Source organism: Commensalibacter communis (assembly GCF_947179105.1).
GTDB lineage: Bacteria > Pseudomonadota > Alphaproteobacteria > Acetobacterales > Acetobacteraceae > Commensalibacter > Commensalibacter communis.
In genome coordinates this window covers 89,234-111,404 of sequence record NZ_CAMXCK010000001.1, presented here as the reverse complement: position 1 = coordinate 111,404, position 22,171 = coordinate 89,234, and the positions used below count along the sequence as shown (strand labels likewise).

The 22,171-nt window shown below is 40.3% G+C and carries 20 protein-coding genes and 1 other RNA gene; 18 read left to right on the top strand and 3 right to left on the bottom strand.

Going from position 1 to position 22,171, the window contains the following annotated elements:
* The 3 genes from PQG52_RS00550 to PQG52_RS00540 are packed head-to-tail and all read right to left on the bottom strand — an operon-like array spanning position 1 to position 787.
* Entirely contained in the window at positions 1-288 is a 288-nt protein-coding gene (locus PQG52_RS00550) for a PhzF family phenazine biosynthesis protein (protein WP_271827433.1), read from the bottom strand.
* 39 nt (positions 289-327) lie between these two features.
* A complete protein-coding gene (locus tag PQG52_RS00545) occupies positions 328-564 on the bottom strand; it encodes a hypothetical protein (RefSeq protein WP_271827432.1) in 237 nt (78 codons plus the stop codon).
* 25 nt (positions 565-589) lie between these two features.
* A complete protein-coding gene (locus PQG52_RS00540; protein ID WP_271827431.1) occupies positions 590-787 on the bottom strand; it encodes a PhzF family phenazine biosynthesis protein in 198 nt (65 codons plus the stop codon).
* Positions 788-891: 104 nt separating this feature from the next.
* Between PQG52_RS00540 and rnpB the strand changes: the two genes are divergently transcribed.
* From rnpB to lpxC, 18 genes are all read left to right on the top strand, one after another.
* An RNA gene (gene rnpB / locus PQG52_RS00535) (RNase P RNA component class A) lies at positions 892-1,302 on the top strand.
* Positions 1,303-1,570: 268 nt separating this feature from the next.
* On the top strand, positions 1,571-2,050 hold the full coding sequence (mraZ, locus tag PQG52_RS00530) for a division/cell wall cluster transcriptional repressor MraZ (RefSeq protein ID WP_271827430.1): 480 nt from the start codon (positions 1,571-1,573) through the stop codon (positions 2,048-2,050).
* Positions 2,047-2,997 (top strand): 16S rRNA (cytosine(1402)-N(4))-methyltransferase RsmH, encoded by a 951-nt coding sequence (rsmH, locus tag PQG52_RS00525; RefSeq protein ID WP_271827429.1) that lies wholly within the window; start codon positions 2,047-2,049, stop codon positions 2,995-2,997. The genes mraZ and rsmH overlap by 4 nt, the downstream gene beginning before the upstream one ends.
* A 23-nt stretch (positions 2,998-3,020) precedes the next feature.
* The gene (gene ftsL, locus PQG52_RS00520; protein WP_271827428.1) at positions 3,021-4,031 is read left to right on the top strand and encodes a cell division protein FtsL; all 1,011 of its coding nucleotides are present in this window, start codon (positions 3,021-3,023) and stop codon (positions 4,029-4,031) included.
* 23 nt (positions 4,032-4,054) lie between these two features.
* Complete coding sequence (locus tag PQG52_RS00515; RefSeq protein WP_271827427.1) at positions 4,055-6,025, top strand: peptidoglycan D,D-transpeptidase FtsI family protein; 1,971 nt, start codon at positions 4,055-4,057, stop codon at positions 6,023-6,025.
* Between the two features lie 13 nt (positions 6,026-6,038).
* On the top strand, positions 6,039-7,505 hold the full coding sequence (locus PQG52_RS00510; RefSeq protein WP_271827426.1) for a UDP-N-acetylmuramoyl-L-alanyl-D-glutamate--2,6-diaminopimelate ligase: 1,467 nt from the start codon (positions 6,039-6,041) through the stop codon (positions 7,503-7,505).
* On the top strand, positions 7,502-8,890 hold the full coding sequence (locus PQG52_RS00505; protein WP_271827425.1) for a UDP-N-acetylmuramoyl-tripeptide--D-alanyl-D-alanine ligase: 1,389 nt from the start codon (positions 7,502-7,504) through the stop codon (positions 8,888-8,890). The genes PQG52_RS00510 and PQG52_RS00505 overlap by 4 nt, the downstream gene beginning before the upstream one ends.
* Positions 8,890-9,981, top strand: coding sequence for a phospho-N-acetylmuramoyl-pentapeptide-transferase (mraY, locus tag PQG52_RS00500; RefSeq protein WP_271827424.1), 1,092 nt, complete (start codon positions 8,890-8,892; stop codon positions 9,979-9,981). The genes PQG52_RS00505 and mraY overlap by 1 nt, the downstream gene beginning before the upstream one ends.
* A 1-nt stretch (position 9,982) precedes the next feature.
* Positions 9,983-11,377: a UDP-N-acetylmuramoyl-L-alanine--D-glutamate ligase gene (gene murD, locus PQG52_RS00495; protein ID WP_271827423.1), complete on the top strand. Its 1,395-nt coding sequence runs from the start codon at positions 9,983-9,985 to the stop codon at positions 11,375-11,377.
* Between the two features lie 13 nt (positions 11,378-11,390).
* Positions 11,391-12,557, top strand: coding sequence for an FtsW/RodA/SpoVE family cell cycle protein (locus PQG52_RS00490; protein ID WP_271789415.1), 1,167 nt, complete (start codon positions 11,391-11,393; stop codon positions 12,555-12,557).
* Positions 12,554-13,651, top strand: coding sequence for an undecaprenyldiphospho-muramoylpentapeptide beta-N-acetylglucosaminyltransferase (murG, locus tag PQG52_RS00485; RefSeq protein WP_271827422.1), 1,098 nt, complete (start codon positions 12,554-12,556; stop codon positions 13,649-13,651). Before PQG52_RS00490 ends, murG begins: the two co-directional genes overlap by 4 nt.
* 39 nt (positions 13,652-13,690) lie before the next feature.
* On the top strand, positions 13,691-15,109 hold the full coding sequence (murC, locus tag PQG52_RS00480) for a UDP-N-acetylmuramate--L-alanine ligase (protein ID WP_271827421.1): 1,419 nt from the start codon (positions 13,691-13,693) through the stop codon (positions 15,107-15,109).
* 11 nt (positions 15,110-15,120) lie between these two features.
* Positions 15,121-16,062, top strand: a complete 942-nt coding sequence (murB, locus tag PQG52_RS00475; protein ID WP_271827420.1) for a UDP-N-acetylmuramate dehydrogenase — start codon at positions 15,121-15,123, stop codon at positions 16,060-16,062.
* A gap of 11 nt (positions 16,063-16,073) precedes the next feature.
* Positions 16,074-17,027 carry a D-alanine--D-alanine ligase gene (locus tag PQG52_RS00470; protein ID WP_271827419.1) on the top strand — a complete coding sequence of 318 codons (954 nt, stop codon included), beginning with the start codon at positions 16,074-16,076 and terminating at the stop codon, positions 17,025-17,027.
* The gene (locus PQG52_RS00465; RefSeq protein WP_271789420.1) at positions 17,015-17,926 is read left to right on the top strand and encodes a cell division protein FtsQ/DivIB; all 912 of its coding nucleotides are present in this window, start codon (positions 17,015-17,017) and stop codon (positions 17,924-17,926) included. The genes PQG52_RS00470 and PQG52_RS00465 overlap by 13 nt, the downstream gene beginning before the upstream one ends.
* Positions 17,927-17,963: 37 nt before the next feature.
* Entirely contained in the window at positions 17,964-19,346 is a 1,383-nt protein-coding gene (gene ftsA / locus PQG52_RS00460) for a cell division protein FtsA (protein WP_271789421.1), read from the top strand.
* A 79-nt stretch (positions 19,347-19,425) separates the two neighbouring features.
* Positions 19,426-20,961, top strand: coding sequence for a cell division protein FtsZ (ftsZ, locus tag PQG52_RS00455; protein WP_271827418.1), 1,536 nt, complete (start codon positions 19,426-19,428; stop codon positions 20,959-20,961).
* A 168-nt stretch (positions 20,962-21,129) separates the two neighbouring features.
* Complete coding sequence (gene lpxC / locus PQG52_RS00450; protein WP_271827417.1) at positions 21,130-22,143, top strand: UDP-3-O-acyl-N-acetylglucosamine deacetylase; 1,014 nt, start codon at positions 21,130-21,132, stop codon at positions 22,141-22,143.
* Positions 22,144-22,171: the final 28 nt, after the last annotated feature.

Here is a 22,171-nt window from a genome sequence, read left to right as displayed (position 1 = left end):
TTAACTCAGTAAACCAAGAAATAATTCGTTAATCGAATATAAAACCGCTTTTCCCGCAAGATAAACCCTGTCCTTGTCATATCGACAATATAAAATCCCTGATCGTTGTGAAGCCTGCAAAGCAATTAATGTTGTCTTATTTAATTTTTTCGCCCATAAGGGCACAATGTGACAATGACCTGACCCGCACACAGGGTCTTCTAAAACGCCAAGTTTCGGTGCAAAACTACGGGTAACACAATCATACTTGGTAGAACGTGCAGTAACGTGCAAAAGTAATCCATCCAATATTTTTACTTTTTGCTCATCAATAATAACAGATTTAACTTAATCTTCATTTTCTAAAATACAAACCAGATCCCTTGCGTTCCACACTTCTTGAGGACGAATACCAATTGCTTCTTCTATAATATTCGTGATGGTATCAGGCGCTAATTGATAAGAAGGCATATCCAATTCGTATAGATCTCCTTTTTGATAGACCCTTAAAGCACCACTTCTTGTATCAAATATAATTTGATCTTCAACGTCAAAAAAACGCATTAAGATATAGGCTGTTGCCAATGTGGCATGCCCACAAAGATCAATTTCACCCCCTAGGGTAAAACCATCTCAACTCAAAACGATCTTGATTGCTTTTGATTGCAAATGCAGTTTCAGACAAATTATTTTCTTGAGCTATCTTTTGCATCAATTCATCAGAAACCCACTGATCTAAAATACAAACTGCAGCTGGATTTCCTTTAAATATTTCATTACTGAAAGCATCGACTACATAACATTTCATATTAATTTTTGCTCCACCATATTAAGAAATATAATCATAGCAAAATAGAATCTAAAAGTAATTTTTCTTGACTTTTGCCATAAAAACAGTCCTTATCTTTGCAGTCAGATAGCCAGATGATCGCTGTTTATAAATCTTTATTGGTATATAAAGAGAGGAAAGTCCGGGCTCCACGGAAAAATGGTGCCAGTTAATGGCTGGCAAGGGTAACCTTAGGGAAAGTGCCACAGAAAACAAACCGCTTGTCGGAATTTGTTGAGTATTCAATAAATTACAAGTCAGGGTGAAATGGTGTGGTAAGAGCACACCGCGTTCTTGGTAACAAGAATGGCAGGGTAAACCCCACCAGGAGCAAAACCTAATAGGGATAACGGATTATCGCAAGATAGTCGAAGAATTTCCGTCTTGTTATCCGGGTTGGTTGCATGAAATACGATGCGAATCGTGTTCTAGATGAATGGTCATCGCTTGTCTTCGGACATTCACAGAACCCGGCTTATACGCTATCTGACTTTAATCCCCTTTATGTATCCGTTTTTATTCAACTATTTTTTATTTTGATATCGAAAAGTGAAACTTTTTTATCATCTCTGAAAGTAAAATATGAAATATTTGACAAAACCTACTGAAAATAAGAGAAATTTTAATTCTAAACATTTGACCTCCCACGATTACCCATGCTATCCCATAAAAGAACATAATCATTTCTGATGAAAATAGATTATCGATTCTAAAGTTTCTTTTTCTTATTTATGCAGCACGTTTAAAGGGGGTCACACAAGAATGAGCTTATTCCTTGGTACACATCAAAATAAACTTGATGCCAAAGGAAGGGTTTCTGTACCTGCAAGCTTTCGTGCTGCATTACGCAAAGAACAATCTAAAGAAAATAATCCCCTTATTTTTCGACCCTCTCATAAAATGCCTTGCATCGAAGGGTGGCCTTTATCTATTTTTTCTGAATTAACAAACTCTTTAAATAGTCTAGACCTATTTTCGGAAGAGCATGATGATATCGCCACCACTCTTTATGCAGAAGCTTGGCCCATTGATTCAGATCGTGAAGGTCGCATATTACTGCCAGATGTTCTAAAAGAACATGCGAATTTAACGGATGCAGTAACATTTATGGGGCTTGGAACCATTTTTCAAATTTGGGAACCTTCTGCTGCTGCGGAACGTTGCAAAACCGCACGTCAAAAGGTGCAACAAAAAAACCCATCAATCACGCCACAATCCAATAAAAAAAGGATAGAATCATGACACAAGAAATCTATCCTGCACATGACGGACATTTCTCTGTCATGCTTAATGAAGTAATGGCATGGTTGGAACCCAAAACCAATGGCGTTTATGTCGATGCTACTTTCGGTGGCGGCGGCTACAGCAAAGCAATTCTCGCTGCTGCTGATTGTAATGTATGGGGGATTGATCGAGATCCTGATGCAATTACACGTGGACAAGAAATTCAAAAACAATTCCCTTCTCTACATTTGTTGCAAGGGGATTTTGAAAATATCGACTCATTATTAAAGTCACAAGAAGTGACCGAATGTGATGGCATTGTTCTAGATCTTGGGGTTTCATCATTTCAACTGGATCAAGCAGATCGAGGCTTTTCCTTTCGTTTTGATGGGCCATTAGATATGCGTATGAGCCGCACGGGAAAAACCGCGGCTGATTTAGTAAATTATCTTTCTGAGACCGAAATTGCAGATATTTTATTCCACTATGGTGAAGAGCGTTTTTCTCGGCGAATTGCAAAAGCAATTGTTGCTCGACGTGCAGAATCTCTCTTTGAAACAACTCAAGACTTAGCAAGCCTTATCCAAAGAACGATCCCAACGGACAAAAGTAAGATCAACCCTGCTACACGCTCTTTTCAAGGGTTGCGTATTGCAGTTAATAATGAGCTAGAGCAAATCCATACGGCTCTTAATGCCGCATTAAATTTATTGAAGCTTGGTGGAAAGTTAATTGTTGTTTCTTTCCATTCTCTGGAAGATCGTATTGTCAAAGATATTATGAATAAAGCTGCTGGACGGGTTGCAAAACCCTCTCGGCACCTTCCTCTTTCCTTGTCTCAGTCACAGGATAAGGTTGGTTTTGAATTATTGACCTCGAAACCACAACGTCCCTCTGAACAAGAATGCTATATTAATGCTCGTTCACGTAGTGCCAGACTGCGTGCAATCAAACGTATTACATGATCTGATAAAAGGAAAATTTCCCTATGATGATCCGTCCATTTACTTTATTTTGTGTTTTCTTTGCTGGGGTTTCTGGTATGGTTTTGTACGCCCAAAAGCATAAAACAACCCTCCTTGACAAACAAATTACAAAAATTGTGTATGATACACAAAAAATTAAGTCACGTACGGCCATGTTACGTACAGAGTGGACATTGCTTAACCAACCTGATCGATTAAAAGAATTATCTGCTAAATTTATACCCGTATTACATCCATATAGCCCATCACAATTTGTTCAAATGTCTGCGGCTACTTCTATGTTACCACCGATTACCAAGACTCCTGAAAAAGACAAAACACGTGAGGATTTGGTTAAGAACGTTGCCCAAAACCATGGACAATCTGGCGATATTATTGCTGATGCAACAAGTGCTCAAAAAGATCTTCATCAAACATCATCTGTTCAAGCACCACCAATTATTATTCCTGCCAATAATAATGCAGATGCCTCCCCCCCTATGTTACAACAAAAGCCGCAACAAACAATCAAACCTATTGTGACAGCAACCAATGCTCCAGCTGAACCTGTTGTTGCACCTGCACCCGTAAAACGCAAAAAAGTAAAAATTACAGAAATCGCTGAAGCCACTGATGCTTTAAAAGCACAAACAATTAAAAAGCCATCTGTTGTTGCAAACGCTAAACCAAAAGAGAATAGCCTAACAGATCAATCTATTACCCCTGCTTCAGCTCTCTCAACACATCGCAAAAAAGTTAAACCCATAGAGACAGCTGATACCAATGATTCTGTGGATACTCCAAATTTAAAACCACAAACGATTAAGAAAAATCATATTGAGAATGTCGCTTACAACATTCAAAGTGGAAATCCTTTTTCTCACAACAAAACTTCAAAACCTAAACAAACACAGTCCCCCTCCAATAGTATACAAAAGAAACGCTCTTCTACAGTCACAGTTGCACATTCTGAGTCTGCCTTAGGAGGAAGTAGCGACGAAGCGCTTCCTGCTCCTGTACCTTTTGCACCGTAAACTCAAAGGTTGTATAAAAAATAATGCGATACAGGGATGATCGGAATCAAGGTTCCCCTCGTGCTCAAGAGAGGGAAAATCGTGCTGAGCCACAACCACACGTTAATATAAAAAAGAAGAAAAAAAACTATAATCGGATGGATAAAACCAGAGCACGCTTACTCATTACAGCGTGTGGTTTTTGTTGTTTGTATGGTGCAGTTTCTTTTAAACTGACAATGGCGACTATTTTAATGCCGCTTGCCCCACAAAAGCAACAAATAGCCCCTCAAGTTCCTGCGATACCTAAAAGTGATCCCAAAGGCGTGATGTCTGGTGATTTTGCTTTACCACAAATTAAAAGAGCGTCCATTATCGATCGCAATGGTCAAATACTAGCTATTTCTTTGCCTGTTGCACAAGTTTATGCCAATCCTTTAGAAATTATTGATCCTGCGGACGTTTCAAAAAAACTAAAAGAAATTTTGCCGAAACTTGATATTAATCAAACCTATGAACGCTTGTCTTCTAAAAAGCAATTTGTTTATCTTGCTCGCGATATCTCCCCACAGCAAGAAGTTGCGATTAATAATCTGGGAATACCAGGATTATATTTCGAAGCCGGTGAGCGTCGTCGTTATCCTTTGGGGCGATTGGCATCTCATATTCTTGGCAGCGTTGATATCGACGACCATGGGATCGCCGGGGTTGAAAAATATTTTGATCAACGGTTAATGGATACGCGCCACCCCTTAAGATTATCAATAGACACCCATGTTCAAACTGTCGTTCAAGAAGAAGTTGAAGCGGCAAAGAATAAATTCCAAGCAGAGGCAGCTTGTGGCATTGTGATGGATGTTCATACGGGTGAAATCTTGGCAATGATTAGCTTGCCGGACTATGATTCTAATCAATTTAGTAAGGCCCCTCCTAACTCTCGTTTTAACCGAGCAACAACTGGGATGTATGAACCTGGCTCAACATTTAAGCTACAAAATGTTGCGATGGCACTTGAATTGGGCGTGGCCCATATTTGGGATCGTTTTGCAACAGCCCCAATTCGTGTTGGTAGGTTCACGATTAAAGATTTAAGAACTGATCATTTCCCCCCTTATCTTTCTTTGCCAGAAGTCATGGCTTATTCATCCAATCCAGCCTCTGCCCACATCGGATTAGACGTTGGAGCAGAGAGGCAAAGAGAGTGGATGCAAAGAATGGGTTTTTTAGCTCGAGTTCCCATAGAGTTACCAGAATCAGGAAGACCCATTGTACCATCAATCAAAAATTGGGGTATATCAACTGTGATGACGATTGCGTTTGGTCATGGTATTGCTGAATCTCCGTTAGCTATTGTTCGTGGAACAGCGGCGACAGTCAATGGAGGGATCTTACTGAAACCAACATTGTTATCCTTGCAAGATATTAGTAATAATGATCTTTCACAACAACCCGTAGATAACAATGCCCCAACACCACAACCTAAGGCTCAAGGCGAGCGTGTTCTTTCCGAAAAAACATCAGAAACATTAAGAAAAATTCTACGTCTAGACGTTACCAAGGGAACAGGTAAAAACGGCGAAGTTCCAGGTTATTTTGTCGGCGGGAAAACGGGTACCAGTGAAAAAGTCAGCAAATCAGGTGGATATTTAAAGCACGTCAACGTTTCCGCTTTCACTGCTGTATTTCCAATGAATGATCCTAAATATGCTGTTTATGTCATGTTGGACAGTCCAAAACCAACCAAAGAAACGCATGGTTGGACAACAGCGGGATGGAACGCCGCCCCAGCAGTCTCTAAAATTATTGGACGTATTGGCCCAATTTTGAATTTATTTCCAAATACCAAAGATGCTGCAACCATTGATGCTCAGCTTGCTATTCCGCTGCGCCCCCCTGTACCCAGAGGGGTAAGACCTTTAGGTCCAGGAAATGATCCAGGCGATCCTCGCTTAAATCGCCCAGAAAAGAGTAAAAAGAAACCTTCGACCAAAGCTTCTTCAACACGATCACAATAAAGCTCCTTTTACCATGATTTCTCTTAATGCGCTGCTTCACCATGTTCATTTACCCCTTGTTCCGAGTGACACTCAAATTACAGGAATAACGTTAGATAGTCGTAAAATACAACAAGGGTATCTTTTCGCTGCGCTTCCAGGGGCAAAGTCTAATGGGTGTGATTATATTGATGTGGCTATTCAAAAAGGCGCAAGCGCTGTTCTTTTACCAACCAATGTATCTTTTCCTGAAACAAATCAATGTATTGCTATTCACTGTGATAACCCACGTTATGTTTTAGCATTAATGACGGCTATTTTCTTTCCAAACCATCCACAACATCAAGTCGCAATCACAGGAACGAATGGAAAAACTAGCACGGCCGATTTCATCCGACAAATTTGGCAATTACAAAATTTTAAAGCCGCAACAATCGGTACTTTAGGGGTTATTAGTAATACAAATTATGACTATACAGGACCTGTGTTGACCACTCCTGATAGTATTATGTTACATGAAATCCTGACAAGCTTAGTTGAACATAATGTGCAACATCTTGCTTTGGAAGCATCCTCGCATGGTTTGGATCAATATCGTTTAGATGGATTAACGATAGAAGCGGCTGGCTTTACCAATTTAACGCGCGATCATTTGGATTATCACCATGATTTCCAACAGTATTTAGAAGCAAAATTAAGGTTATTTAAGAATATTTTGCCCGTTGGTGGGATTGCCGGCGTTAATGCGGATATGGATCCAGATGCTTTAATAAAAATTAAGCAAGCTATTTTAGATCGAAAACAAAATTTACGATTGATTGGAGAGCAAGGACAGTTTTTACAACTTCTTTCTGTAACGCCTTTACCGGAAGGGCAAAAGTTAGAAATCAAAACAACCCTTGATGATGTGTTTTCAGTAACTATCCCTTTTTTAGGACGATATCAGGTCGATAATATTTTATTAGCTATGGCGCTCATTGCTAAAAATGAACAAGATATCGCCAACCTCATCCCTCTGTTACCTCACCTTAAAGGGGTCAGAGGTCGAATGGAACAAGCTGCTATTTTGCCTAATGGTGCAGCAATTTATGTTGATTATGCACACACACCTGATGCGCTAGCACATTTGTTGCAATCTTTACGCCCCCATACTGATAACGACTTATATGTTATTTTTGGCGCTGGCGGAGATCGAGATGCAGGCAAGCGCCCTTTGATGGCACAAGAAGCATCAAAATATGCAGATTACGTTATTATCACCGATGATAACCCTCGGACAGAAGACCCTGACTATATTCGCAAGGAAGTAAAAGCAGGTGCTCCGACTGCATTGGAAATTGCAGGTCGAGAAGAAGCCATCGCCCAGACCATAAAAAAGCTACAAAGTGGCGACATTTTAGTCGTCGCAGGAAAAGGTCATGAGCAAGGACAAATTATTGGTTCTGTTGTTCATCCTTTTGATGACGTGACTATTATTCGAAAATATGTGAGTAGCCTATGAGCGTTTTATGGACTGAAACAGACCTTATCCAAGCAACCAATGGAATTTTTTCTTATTCCACCTCCATCAAAGGTAATGGTATCTCAATCGATACACGCACAATTGAAAAAGGCGATATCTTTGTCGCAATTATGGGTGAAAATAGTGATGGACATGCGTATGTCCAAAAAGCTCTAGATGCTGGGGCTTCCTGTGCAATCGTAAGTCATCCGATTTCAGAAATACCTAATACTGCTCCTATTCTGTATGTCAAAGACACATTGCAAGCGTTAACAGATATGGGACGCTATGCACGCAATCGTTTTACTGGCAAAGTCATTGCAATTACGGGCAGTGTTGGCAAAACAACGACCAAAGAAATGCTCAAAACGACGTTATCTGCTTATGGAACGGTTCATGCTGCGGCTGGTTCGCATAATAATCATTTAGGCGTTCCTTTGACCCTAGCACGACTACCAAAAGATACAGATTTTTGTGTCTGTGAAATTGGCATGAATCATATTGGTGAAATTGCACCTTTGGCAACACTTGTCAGCCCACATATCGCTATTATTACCGAAGTGGCGTCTTCTCATCTAGGATATATGGAAAATCTGGATAATATAGCCAAAGAAAAAAGTCAGATTATGACAGCACTTCCACCACAAGCTGTAACGTTAGTGCCAGAATCAATTTATGGTTTAGAAATATTTCAAAATGCTGCCAAGCAATATCAAGTCCACTTACAAACTGTTGGCACCTCTGTGGCTGCCTCTATACAAATTAGCAATATCAATCTTGGTGCGCAGCAATCAAATTTCCAAATCTCAATTCAAAAACAAGATTACGCTTTTACTCTTTCATCACCGGGTGAGCATCTAGTGCGCAATGCAGGATTAGTCATCGGCGCAATTCATGCTTTAAGGTTGGATATTAAAGATGCTATTCTTGGACTTGCTGTATTCCAAACAGGCAGTGGTCGGGGGAGAATTTCACCTTTACAGACAGTAAAAGGGTTTATTTTAGACGAAAGCTATAACGCTTCAACATTATCCATTCGCACTGCTCTACAAACATTATCGTTATTGGCTGCCGCTAGAAAGATTGTTGTTTTGGGAGATATTATGGAGTTGGGAGATTATAGCGAACAAGAACATCTTTCTTTGTTGCCACACATTATTTCCGATGCTGATCTTGTTTTTTGTTGTGGTCCAAGGATGAAAAATGTATTTGAGCAATTGCCCCCTTCATTACGAGGGGCATGGTGTGCAACTGCACAAGAGCTAGTCCCTTTCATACGAAACATATTGCAAGAAAATGATACAATTTTGGTCAAGGGCAGTAACTCGATGCGTATGAATTCCATTGTAACCACTTTAACCGCTCCAGAGATAAGGAAAAATTAATGCTATATGATCTAATTACGCGTTTTGGGTTGGAATATCTTTCTCCATTCAACCTGTTTCGCTATATTACTTTTCGCGCTGGAGCGGCGTGTTTTACTGCCTTTTTCCTAAGCCTGTGGATTGGGCCTTATATTATTGCAAAGCTCCATAAAATCCAACGCGACGGTCAACCTATTCGTGCCCTAGGGCCAGAACGTCATATCAAAGAAAAAGCAGGAACCCCAACAATGGGGGGGATCATGATGCTTTTGACCTTGACGTTTTCAACGTTGTTATGGAGCGATCTGTCAAACGGCTTTATGTGGATTGTATTATTTGTAACGCTTGGTTTTGGCATGATTGGTTTTTTTGACGATTATCAAAAGCTAGCCAAAAGAAATACAGATGGATTATCAAAACGCACCCGTTTAGGTGGAGAATTCTTAATCTCTATTCTAGCTGCTTTTGCGTTGCAATATATCACACCACCCGATATTGCCAATCAAGTTGCATTACCTTTTGTGCAAAATTTAATGATTCCTTTGGGATATTTCTTTCCTATATTCGGCATGGTAGTAATTGCTGGATTTGGAAATGCTGTTAATTTCACTGATGGGCTAGATGGTTTAGCAATCGTGCCTGTTGTCATTGCATTTTTAGTCTTTGCATTAATTGCTTATCTGGTCGGAAATGCTATCTTTGCCAAATATTTATTTCTCCATTTTGTGCCTCAATCTGGTGAGTTAGGCATTTTTTGTGCCGCCGTCATTGGGGCTGGCCTAGGTTTCTTATGGTTCAATGCCCCTCCTGCCTCTGTCTTTATGGGTGATACAGGTTCCTTGGCTTTGGGTGGTGCTTTGGGAACCGTTGCCGTTGCCGTTAAACATGAGCTTGTTTTATGTATTGTCGGGGGGCTATTTGTTGTTGAAACCTTATCTGTTATTATTCAAGTTGCTTGGTATAAACGTACCAAAACCCGGGTATTCTTAATGGCACCTTTACATCATCATTTTGAGAAAAAGGGGCTATCAGAATCAAAAATTGTTATTCGTTTTTGGATTGTTGCAATCATGCTGGGTCTTATTGGTCTGGCCACATTAAAGTTGCGTTAATATGAATTTTTCACCAACTCTTTTTCAAAATTATCGATATGCAATCCTAGGTCTAGGAAAAAATGGCATTGTTGCTGCCGAACGATTACTGGCAATGGGCTCAACAATTCAAATCTGGGATGACCAAGAAAAAACAAGGAATGCAGTCCCAGCAGAACTCAAATCTTTGATTGCGCCATTTGATAATTTGCATGATTTTGATGCGTTGGTGATGTCTCCTGGTATTCCTCATCATTTACCTAAACCCCATCCTGTTGCCCAACTTGCCATTCAACAAAATCTCCCTATTTTATCTGATGCCGAGCTTTTATATCGTGCCGTTAAAGCATCAGGATCAAAAGCGAGCTTTGTTGCTATTACTGGCACAAACGGAAAATCAACAACAACTATGTTACTAACACATTTGTTAAAAGAAGCTGGTATTCCAGCGGTTGCAGGTGGGAATCTTGGCCCTGCTGCTTTGGCACTTCCTTTGTTGGAAGATCAAGGCGTTTATGTATTAGAAATGTCTTCTTATATGCTAGAGCGTTTCTCTGAATTTACTGCTGATATTTCCTGTTTACTCAATATCACCCCGGATCATTTAGAACGTCATGGAGATATACAAGGCTATATTGAGGCAAAACACCATATATTTGATCACCAAAACCTCAATCAATTAACGGTCATCGGCGTTGAAGATGCGATCTGTGCAACCATTGCAAATGAACTTAAACAACAAAATAAGATGCAAGTTAAAACGATAGCTGGCACGAATATCAATGCTAATATCTGGGTGAAAGACCATTTGATACAGAACAAACATGGGATCATTGCTGATCTTACCAAAGCACGCTTTTTACCAGGCGATCATAATGCGCAAAATGCTGCTGCTGCCACAGCGATGGCTATCCATTTAGGTCTCAACCAAGAACAAATACAATCTGGGTTAACCTCTTACCAAGGATTGGCGCATCGTCAAAGACCTGTGGCAAATTTTAATAACGTTACGTTTATTAATGACAGCAAAGCAACCAATGCTGATGCCGCATCAAAGGCGTTAACTTGTTATGATGAACTTGTTTGGATTGCTGGAGGTCTTGCAAAGTCAAATGGCATTGATGAGCTTGTTCCTTATTTCCCTCGTATAAAACTCGCTTTACTGATTGGCAAAGACGCACCTGTTTTCGAACAAACCTTAAAGCACTATCAAGTCCCTTATCGTATTGTTCACACCCTTGAACATGCGGTACCAGAAGCATATCAATACGCACAACAAAATCGTATTCCAACCGTTTTACTCTCACCAGCTTGTGCTAGCTTTGATCAATTTAGCAGCTTTGAAGAACGTGGAGATCGTTTTGCTGAACTTGTCATGCAACTGTCATCTTCTCTTTCTGAATCATCAAAGGATTAAGGATCCAAAATCAATGTCTGGAATTTCTCGCTCTGATAATTCATTACTTGCACGTTGGTGGCGTAATATTGACCATTGGATGCTTGGTTCTGTTGGATTGCTTATTGGTTTTGGATACATTCTGATGATGGCGGCCAGCCCTGCTGTGGCGCAGCGTATTGGTGCGTCCAGAGATGTCTTTATCTTTAAACAAGTCATGTTCCTTAGCATTGCTGCCCTGACCATTATTTTTATTTCGATGCTTTCGACGCAGACCATAAAAAAATTAAGTATCGTTGGCACGTTTATTGCCATTCTTGCGACTGCTTATACGTTAGTACATGGAATGGATATTAAAGGGGCAAAACGCTGGATTGCGCTGCCGATCATGTCGTTGCAACCTTCTGAGTTTTTAAAGCCTTGTTTTGCCATTTGTACAGCATGGTTGTTAACGGAATGGAAAAAACGGTTCTATATTCCTGGCATCTTCATTGCATTGGGGGTCTATGCGGTCATTTTATTCATCCTGAAATCTCAACCCGATATTGGGATGCTAGCCGTTATTACTGCTGTTTTGCTGACCCAATTGTTCATCAACGGCTTGAATATGTTCTGGATTTTTTCTGGCTTAGGTGGAATGATTGCAGCCTTTGTCGGTGCGTATGTTGTATTGCCTCACGTAAGGTCACGTGTAGAACGGTTTTTACATCCAGAAGTGGGCGATCATTATCAAATTGATACTGCCTTACGTGCGTTTGGGAATGGTGGATTGTGGGGGCGAGGCCCTGGTGAAGGGCGCGTCAAAGATTTATTACCTGATGCGCACGCAGACTTTGTATTTGCCGTTGCGGGTGAAGAGTATGGCATGATTATTTGTTGCCTTATCATCTTTATATTTTGCTTTATCGTTGTCAGAACCTTACTTAAACTGATTAAAGAAGATGATCCTTTTATTATTTTGGCAGCCTCTGGATTAATTACGGGTTTTGGATTACAAGCCTTTATCAATATGGGTTCAACATTACATCTTATTCCAACAAAAGGGATGACGTTACCGTTTATTTCTTATGGTGGGTCATCAGCGCTTTCGATTGCATTAACCATTGGTATGGTTTTAGCATTAACCCGTCGCCGCATTGAAGCTCCTCAATTTTTTAAAAATAATAATCAACCCTTTAGTAAAAGGAGTATTTTACGATGAGCAAACCCAAAATCGCTATTGTTGCAGGTGGAACAGGTGGACATTTTTTCCCCGCAAAAGCACTTGCTATGCAATTAAGAGAGCGGAATTATCCTGTTGTATTTATGACGGATAAACGTATTGAAGATCCTCAATTAGCGGAATGGAACGAAGTCCAACAATTTGTCATTGATGGTGGTGGGATTGCAAAAAAATCAGTCGTACAAAAACTTAGCAATGGTTTTGAATTGCTGAAAGGGATTGCTCAATCTCGGAAAATTCTACAAAATAACCCCGTTGCTGCAATTATTGGTTTCGGAGGGTATCCATCTATTCCCCCTTTGACCGCTGCTCGCTTACTTTCAAAAAAACGCCGCCCTCAAATTATCCTCCATGAAGGGAATGCAATTATTGGCAAAGCCAATGCCATGCTGTCCCATTTTGCGACAATTATTGCAACCTCTTATCCAGAAGTCAGTGGCATTCCAAAACATATTCCTATCAAAACTACAGGATTACCTGTTCGACCTGATATCACAGCACTTTACCCTTCGTCCTATCAAGCACCAACAGATACAATTTCTTTACTTATTTGGGGTGGGTCTTTGGGTGCTAAAATATTTGGAGAAATCGTTCCATACGCTTTAGCGAATTTACCTATCGAGATTAAACAAAAATTACGCATTACCCAACAAGTGCGCAAAGAAGATTTATCCCATGTGGCTCAAATCTATGAAAAAGCAAATATTCAAGCAACGCTTGCGCCATTCTTAACCAATGTGTCTTCTTTGTTAAAGCAAGCACATCTGGTCATCGGGCGTGCTGGCGGTTCTTCTGTATCGGAACTGTCTTTGTCAGGGAGACCTGCAATTCTCGTTCCTTATCCATTTGCTGCTAATCAAGAACAACATTATAATGCCAAAGCACTGGCGCAAGAAGGTTCTGCGTGGATTATTGACCAAAAGGATTTTTCGGTAACAGCACTGACTTCGCTATTATCTAATTTATTAAATAACCCTGATAAATTGAGCAAAGCGGCACAATCCCATCAATTAGTCTATCCAAATGCTGCAAAAGAATTGGCAGATTTGATCGAATCCTATATCACCATATAATCATCTTAGCGATTTTTTGATAAAGAAAGCACTGTAACTATGAGATCTCTTCCCCTTTCGATTGGTACTATTCATTTTGTAGGTATCGGCGGTATTGGCATGTCTGGTATCGCGGAAACATTGCATTATCTGGGATATAAAATCCAAGGGTCAGATATGTCAGAAAACGCCAATGTCTTACGTTTACGTAAACTGGGTATTACCGTTCATATTGGTCACAGTGCCAATAATGTTGGATTGGCTCAAGTTGTCGTGGTCTCTTCTGCGATTAAAAAAGATAATCCAGAGGTTGTTGATGCACGCTCTCGCTTTATTCCCGTCGTGCGCCGTGCAGAAATGTTGGCAGAGTTAATGCGCCTACGCTGGTCTATTGCTGTTGGCGGAACCCATGGAAAAACCACAACAACCAGCTTAATTGCAACATTACTAGAACATGCAAAACTTGATCCTACCGTCATTAACGGGGGTATTATTGAAGCCTATGGAACCAATACACGTATGGGTTCTGGGGATTGGATGGTTGTCGAAGCCGATGAAAGTGATGGTTCTTTCTTACATCTTCCTGTTGTCATCGCGATTGTTACCAATATGGATCCTGAACATATGGATCACTGGGGAACCCCAGAGGCCATGGAAAAAGCCTATCATCAGTTTGTGTCCAATATTCCATTTTACGGATTTGCCGTTTTATGTATTGACCATCCTGGCGTTCAAAAAATGCTACCGAACTTGTCTGATCGTCGTTTAATTACTTATGGTTTTTCTCCTCAGGCCGATGTTCGTGCAGACAAAATAATTACTGATAAATTAGGCACCACGTTTGATGTCGTGGTCACCAACCGTCACAAGCAAATTAACCGCCGTATTGGACCATTTCGTTTACCTATGTTGGGTCAACATAACGTTCAAAATGCTTTGGCTGCAATTGCAGTGGCTTTGGAAATGGATATCAGCGAAGATAATATTCGCTCTGCTTTTGCTGCATTTAAAGGGGTTCAACGTCGCTTTACCCGCGTAGGCGAGGTTGGGAAAATCAGTATTATTGATGATTATGGACACCATCCTGTTGAAATTTCTGCTGTTCTGAAGGCAGCACGCCAAGCAACCTCTAATAATGTTATTGCAGTCGTTCAGCCCCATCGCTATACTCGACTTCGTGATTTATTTACTGAATTTTGTTCCTGCATGAATGACGCAAGTACTGTCATTGTGGCAGATGTTTACGCCGCAGGTGAAGATCCTATTCTGGATTTCGATCGTGATGCGTTAATCGAGGGCTTGCGTGCCCATGGACATCAATCTGTTGTTGCATTACCTCATCCCGATCAACTAGCGGAAATGATTAATGCAATTGCTGAACCTGGCGATGTGGTAATTTGTTTAGGTGCAGGATCTGTCACCCATTGGGCACATGCTTTGCCAGAACAACTTAAAAAATTACAACAAGAAAGCGCTTAAAAGGATAAAATATGCAGCAACAAGGTCTTTTTACCAAAGAAGCATTTTCTGATTTACTGCCCAAGCTACAAGGAAAAATCAATTTTGATGCTCCTTTGAGTGCGCGCAGTTGGTTCAGAGTAGGCGGGAATGCAGAAACCTTAATCAATCCTGCCAATGATGAAGACCTTTCGTATATTTTAAACACAATCCCTTTGGAATGGCCAATATTTACCTTGGGTGCGACTTCTAACCTTTTGATCCGTGATGGTGGCATTGCTGGGATTAGTTTCCAACTACGCAAAGGGTTTAACGAGATTACACCCGACCATGATGGGTTTATTGTCGGTGCTGCTTGTTTAGACACAACGGTCGCTGAATATGCTGCGGCTCATGGAATTTCAGGGCTGGAATTCTTAATTGGTATTCCTGGTTCTATTGGTGGAGCCGTAAAAATGAATGCCGGAGCGCATGGCTCAGAACTCTCTAATATTTTAGACTGGATAGAGATTATCACCCGAGAAGGGCAATTATTACGTTTATCTGTCAGCGAATTAGGATTAAGCTATCGGCATTCTTCGTTACCACAAGATGCTATTGTAACCAAAGCTCGCCTTCAAGGGATTGCTGGTGACAAAGAGAAAATTACCCAAGCGATGAATGCCATTAAAAAGCAGCGTGAAGATTCTCAACCAATCCGCTCTCGAACAGGGGGCTCAACCTTTCGTAATCCAGATCCTTCAGAAACACAGTACAGAGCATGGCAATTAATTGATTTGGTTGGTGGCCGAGGCTTGATGGTTGGTGGTGCTCAAGTCAGTGAAAAGCATTGTAATTTCTTAATTAATACTGGCACAGCAACCGCTGCTGATATCGAGAATCTAGGTGAAGAAGTTAAAAAACGTGTCATGAATCAATTTGGCATTCAGCTTCACTGGGAAATTAAACGCGTTGGTCGTCCATTAGAAGAATAGGTAAACAGTCAATGTCCAAAAAACATGTCACCGTTATGCGGGGTGGGATTTCCTCTGAACGTGAAGTAAGCCTTGCAAGTGGTAGCAATATTATCGAAGCACTTCAAGAAGCTGGATACCAAGTCAGCGATTTAATCGTTAATGATGATCTAGAATGTGTAATCCAATTTTTAAAAGAGAAGCGTCCTGATGTTGTCTTTAATGCACTACATGGGCGTTTTGGCGAAGATGGCGCGATACAAGGTGTATTGGAATGGATGAATATCCCTTATACCCATGGTGGGGTTTGCTCTTCTGCCATTGCGATGAATAAACAAATGACCCGCATTTTACTAATCGACGCAGGATTACCCGTTGCCACAGGCAAAGTCATTCCAATTAAAGCATTAGCATCTCAAGATCCTCTCCCCGTTCCTTATGTTGTAAAACCAATTGAAGAAGGGTCTTCGGTTGGTGTTTATATTATTACAGAAGAAGATGAAAATCTACGCCAACAAAAACGAGAAGATATTGTTAAAGAATGGCATTTTGGTGATAATGCTTTGATTGAACAATTCATTCCTGGAAAAGAATTAACAATCTGTGTCATGCAAGACAAAGCATTGACCATCACAGACATTTCTTCTGGCACACATCATTTTTATGATTATACGTCAAAATATACCGCCGGAGAATCAAAGCATATTTTGCCTGCGCAAATACATCCGAAAGCCTTTCAAGAGGCTATGAATTACGCACAACAAGCGCACAAGATTCTAGGTTGTTACCCTGTTTCTAGAACAGATTTCCGATATGATAATACCAATGAGACACCAGAGAAACCTGGTAAACTTTATATTTTGGAAATTAACACCCAACCAGGCATGACCAAAACCTCTTTACTGCCTGAACAAGCGGCTTATTGCAATATATCTTATCCAGAACTTTGCTCGTGGCTGGTGGAACATGCAAGATGTCGTATTTAAAAAAACGTCCAGAGCATCAAAACGACCGTCCGTCAAAGAGTAAGATCGCGCTTCTTCGTTCTAAACGATTATTGCGCCCTTTTATTCTATTACTTATTATTATCGGCTTTTTTATAGGTGGTGGATGGCTAGTTTTCAAAATGGCTGGCGATCAGCATTTTTCTGTTATTCAAGAAAAAGTTGCAAATATTCTACCCATGAAAATTACTAAAATCCTCATTACTGGATGCAATCTTACGTCAGAACAAGATGTGAAAGAAGCTTTGGGCATTCAGGTTGGTGATTCTATTTTTAATTTTTCAGTACAAGATGCTCAAGATCGTCTAAATGACCTCCCTTTTGTAGATCATGCTTTGTTAAAGAGGCAATTACCTAATACCATCATCATTCATATTACGGAACGAACACCTTTTGCTGTGTGGCAATTTAACCATCATTTCAAACTGATCGACCGCAAAGGCGAAATCGTCAACGATCATGGCATGAGCGGAAAAGACGGCAAAGCATTTTTACAACTGCCATTAGTTGTTGGATATGGTGCGAATACAAGTGCTTCTGAATTAATTGATATCTTATCCTCGCAACCTGAAATCAAACAACATGTCGTCGCCGCAGTCCGTGTTGGCAACAGGCGATGGAATTTGGATTTAAAAAACGGTACAGTCGTTTTGCTACCAGAAAACCAAGAGTTACCGGCACTTCAGCGGTTAAATCGACTACAAAAAGAACTACAGATTTTGGATCGACCTATAAAAACTATTGATTTACGTTTAGCGGATCGATTAATTATTCAAGAAGATAAAAGTTTTCTAAATAAACCCAAAGATACTGATAATCCTGATAATCTCAATAACTCCGATAATTCTAACAACACATCCGCGCCATCAAGCGCACATTAAATCTTAAGCATTTTGCTTTATAAACAGGGTAAAGGTCATGAGCAAGCTAACTTCTTCCAAGAACAAAGCTCAAAAAAATAATCATAATACAAATCATGACAAAAATGCTTTGACTTTGGCACAGTCAAGACAACTGGTAAAAAGCCGTGTGTTTCCCCCAGATGATCTTCCTTATAAAAAAGACTGGTTGCCGGGGATTTTTGGTGTTTTAGATATTGGCAGTAATAAAATTACTTGTTTAATTGGACAAGGTAAGTCAAATGGCCAACTGCAAGTTTTAGGATATGGTTGGCGTCGATCTCACGGGGTGAAACAAGGTGGGATAGTCAACTTGCAAGCCGCAGAACGTGCCATTCGATCAGCTGTTGGTCAAGCAGAAGAAGCCGCAGAACGCCGTTTAAGTAAGATCTATGTTAATCTGTCAGGTGGAAAACCTCAGAGTCAGCTTTTTAATGTTGATTGGCCTATTGGCGGCAAAGAAATCAATAATCATGATATTTATCGACTGGTTAACGAAGGGGTTTTAAGAGCACAAATAGATGGTAGAGAAATTATTCATGCACTACCACTGGCGTTTAATGTCGATGAAACCTCTGGGGTTGAAGATCCTCGTGGTCATCAATGTGAGTTATTAAGCACACGTTTACATATTATTGATACTTCCGCAACGGCTTTGCGTAATCTTGCAACCGTCTTAATGCGTGCAGAGCTGGAAATTGAAGCCATTATATCCACGCCTCTAGCTGCCGGACTTGCCGTAATGGCACCTGATGAGCGGGAATTGGGTGCAACAATTGTCGATATGGGGGGTGGAACGACCTCTATTGGCATTTTTGGAGAAGGCCAGCTGCTTTATACGTCTCAGATTCCTATTGGTGGATCACATATTACCCGAGATATTGCAGGTATTTTGTCAACCTCTATTGATACCGCCGAATGGTTAAAAACCATGTGGGGTAGTGCTGAATATTCTTATGATGATGAATATCAACAGCTTCCTATTCAAATGATTGGTGATGATGACTATGAAGTAGTTACAAAAATACCACTATCACGAGTTATTTCTATTATTCGCCCTCGAATTGAGGAAACATTAGAGTTGATCCGTGATCGTTTAGACAATGCAAATGTTGGCAATGCTGCTAATGGTAGAGTCATTTTAACAGGGGGCGGCTCTTTATTGGATGGGCTTGGACCTTTAGCTGCACGGATTTTAAATCGACAAATTCGGTTGGGAAAACCAAATAATATCATAGGCTTACCAGACGACACAGCAAATTCAGCTGCTTTTTCAACGGCTGCTGGGTTATTGGCTTGGGCTGCGGGAGATGGTCGCACATTAGCAGATTTGGATTTCGCAGAAAAAAAATCTGAGGGTTTTTTGAAAAAGCTTATTGAGTTTATCAGAATACATATATAAATATTTCTTTGGATTCTAACACTTTTCTAATGTATCCTACTTTACAAAATATAAAGCTATACTTGGTTCGAGGATATCCATGACACTCAATTTGACAATTCCACAACCTGCCTATGCTGATTTTACACCTCGTATCACAGTTTTTGGTGTTGGTGGTGGCGGTACTAATGCTGTTGATAATATGATTTTATTACAACTCAAAGGGGTTGAATTTGTTGTTGCAAATACTGATGCGCAACAATTAATGAAAAGTTGTTCTGATAATCGTATTCAACTTGGTCCACACTTGACCCAAGGGTTAGGAGCTGGGGCAAAGCCTGATATCGGACGTGCAGCAGCTGAAGAAGCCGCAGAAGAAATTGCCCGTCATATGGAAAATGTTCATATGGTATTCATTACTGCTGGCATGGGTGGGGGTACTGGTACTGGTGCAGCACCCGTAATTGCACGTATGGCACGTGAACGTGGTATTTTGACCGTAGGTGTGGTTACAAAACCATTTACGTTCGAAGGTGCAAGAAGAGCACGCCTTGCAGAAACTGGTATTGCCGAACTTCAGCAATTTGTAGATACATTAATCGTTATTCCGAACCAAAATCTATTCCGCACAGCGACCGAAAATACAACCTGGCAAGATGCCTTTAAAATGGCGGATGAAGTCCTATATATGGGCGTCAAGGGTGTTACCGATTTAATGATGTCGCCTGGTCTTGTTAATCTTGACTTTGCTGATATTCGAACCGTCATGGCAGAAATGGGTAAAGCAATGATGGGTACAGGCGAAGTAGAAGGCGAAAATAGAGCGATTCGTGCTGCTGAGTCTGCTATTTCTAATCCATTATTGGAAGATACTTCTATGTCTGGGGCTCGTGGATTATTAATTAATATTACCGGTGGTTCTGACCTTACTTTGTTTGAAGTCGATCAAGCTGCGAATCGGATTCGTGAAGAAGTTGCAGAAGATGCCAATATTATTTTCGGTTCGGCAATTGATGAAAGCCTGACGGGTAAAATTAGAGTTTCTGTCGTTGCGACAGGTATCGAAAGCCCTGTACAATACGAAAAACAGTCTCCTGTTGCACCGTCAAGTGAACCTGAGAAAAAAGTTGTTATTCCAGAAGCCGCGTCTTTGAACGCAAATAGAACAACCAACACCAATGTTGGTCAAGTTGTAGAAACAGTTGAAACACAAAAGGTTCCTGAACCGATAAAATATCAAGAACCGCCTGCTATGGCAAAACCAGCAACCCAACCAAAAATCGAAACTCCTATCGAAACAAACAGCGCAACACATAACAGTGATGAACCTCGTGCGCCTTCCCCAGATGCGATTCCAGAACGTGCAGCAAAAACATCGCCTCGTTCAGGTTTGTTCTCTGATTCTCATCATCGTCAAGATGACACCCCTCCTCCTCCATCAAGAAGTCTGTTTGGTATTGTAACTGGGGCACTACGCGGAAATAAAAACTATCCTAACCCTTCTAATGAGCAAGGGAAAAGCGAACCTTCTATTACTAGTAATACAGAAGAACAAGGTCAATCAAACGGCGAAACGCAAGTTAAGTTAGACGAAGAAGGTCTTGATATTCCAGCATTTTTAAGACGAAAATCCTAATTTCTGTTTTTTTAGAAGGTCTCTGAAGATTAATTTAGAGACCTTTTTTTATGCCCTATCATCCGTTTCTCGTAACACTATGCAACAATCTTTGACTGGCATTCGTTTTATTTCCTCTCTAAGTATTAATCTAAATATAGTTGCATCAAATTTAGATCGGAAAAAACTATGGATCAAATACAAACAAAATCTTTGCCACTAACTGCACGCACTATTTATTCTTCATTTCCTTTGATCCAATCTCCAGTTGCACCTGCACATACAATTTCCACGCCGATTTCTTTTTCTGGTGTGGGATTGCATTCTGGGAAATATATAAATCTTAAATTATTACCTGCGCCTGCTGGGACAGGGATTATTTTTCGCAGAACCGATCTTAATAATCATCCTATTCAAGCCCACTACAACAATGTAGTTGATACTACGTTAAGCACTGTGATCGCTTGTCCGAATAATCCTTCTATAAAAATAGCAACCATAGAACATCTTATGGCAGCTTTATCAGGCAATCAAATTGATAATATTATTGTTGAATGTGATGGACCAGAACTTCCTGTTTTAGATGGATCTTCTTCGCAATTTAATGAATTGATTGAGCAAGCAGGTCGCCAAACTTTACTAGCAGTTATACCAAGCATTAAAATTTTGAAAACTGTCCGTGTCGAACACAAAGATGCTTTTGCGGAACTCAATCCATCATTATATAATGGTTTGTCTTTGAATTTATCAATTGATTTCCCTGCTGCGGCCATTGGCAAACAAATCTTTAAAATGCAACTTACGCCAGAAAACTTCAAAACAAAATTAGCGCACTGCCGCACATTCGTACTAAAAAGTGAAATTGATATCCTTCACAAAATGGGGCTAGCCAAAGGCGGAAGCCTTGAGAACGCTATCGTTGTTGAGAATGATACTATATTAAATCCCAATGGTTTACGTTGTGAGAATGAATTTGTAAAACATAAAATGCTTGATGCAATTGGCGATTTGTCTTTGGCCAATGTTCGTATACATGGTGAGTTCATCGGTCATAAATCGGGCCATAGTTTAAATAATCTTTTGTTACGAAAATTAATGGCTGATAAAAAAGCATGGTGTTATTTACCTAGCTCTGCACGTTCAATTACACCAGAACAATTGGTAAATTTTTCCTACCCAACACATCAAATACAAGAGGCTTAAAAACCTCACTTCAAATTAAAATGAAAAT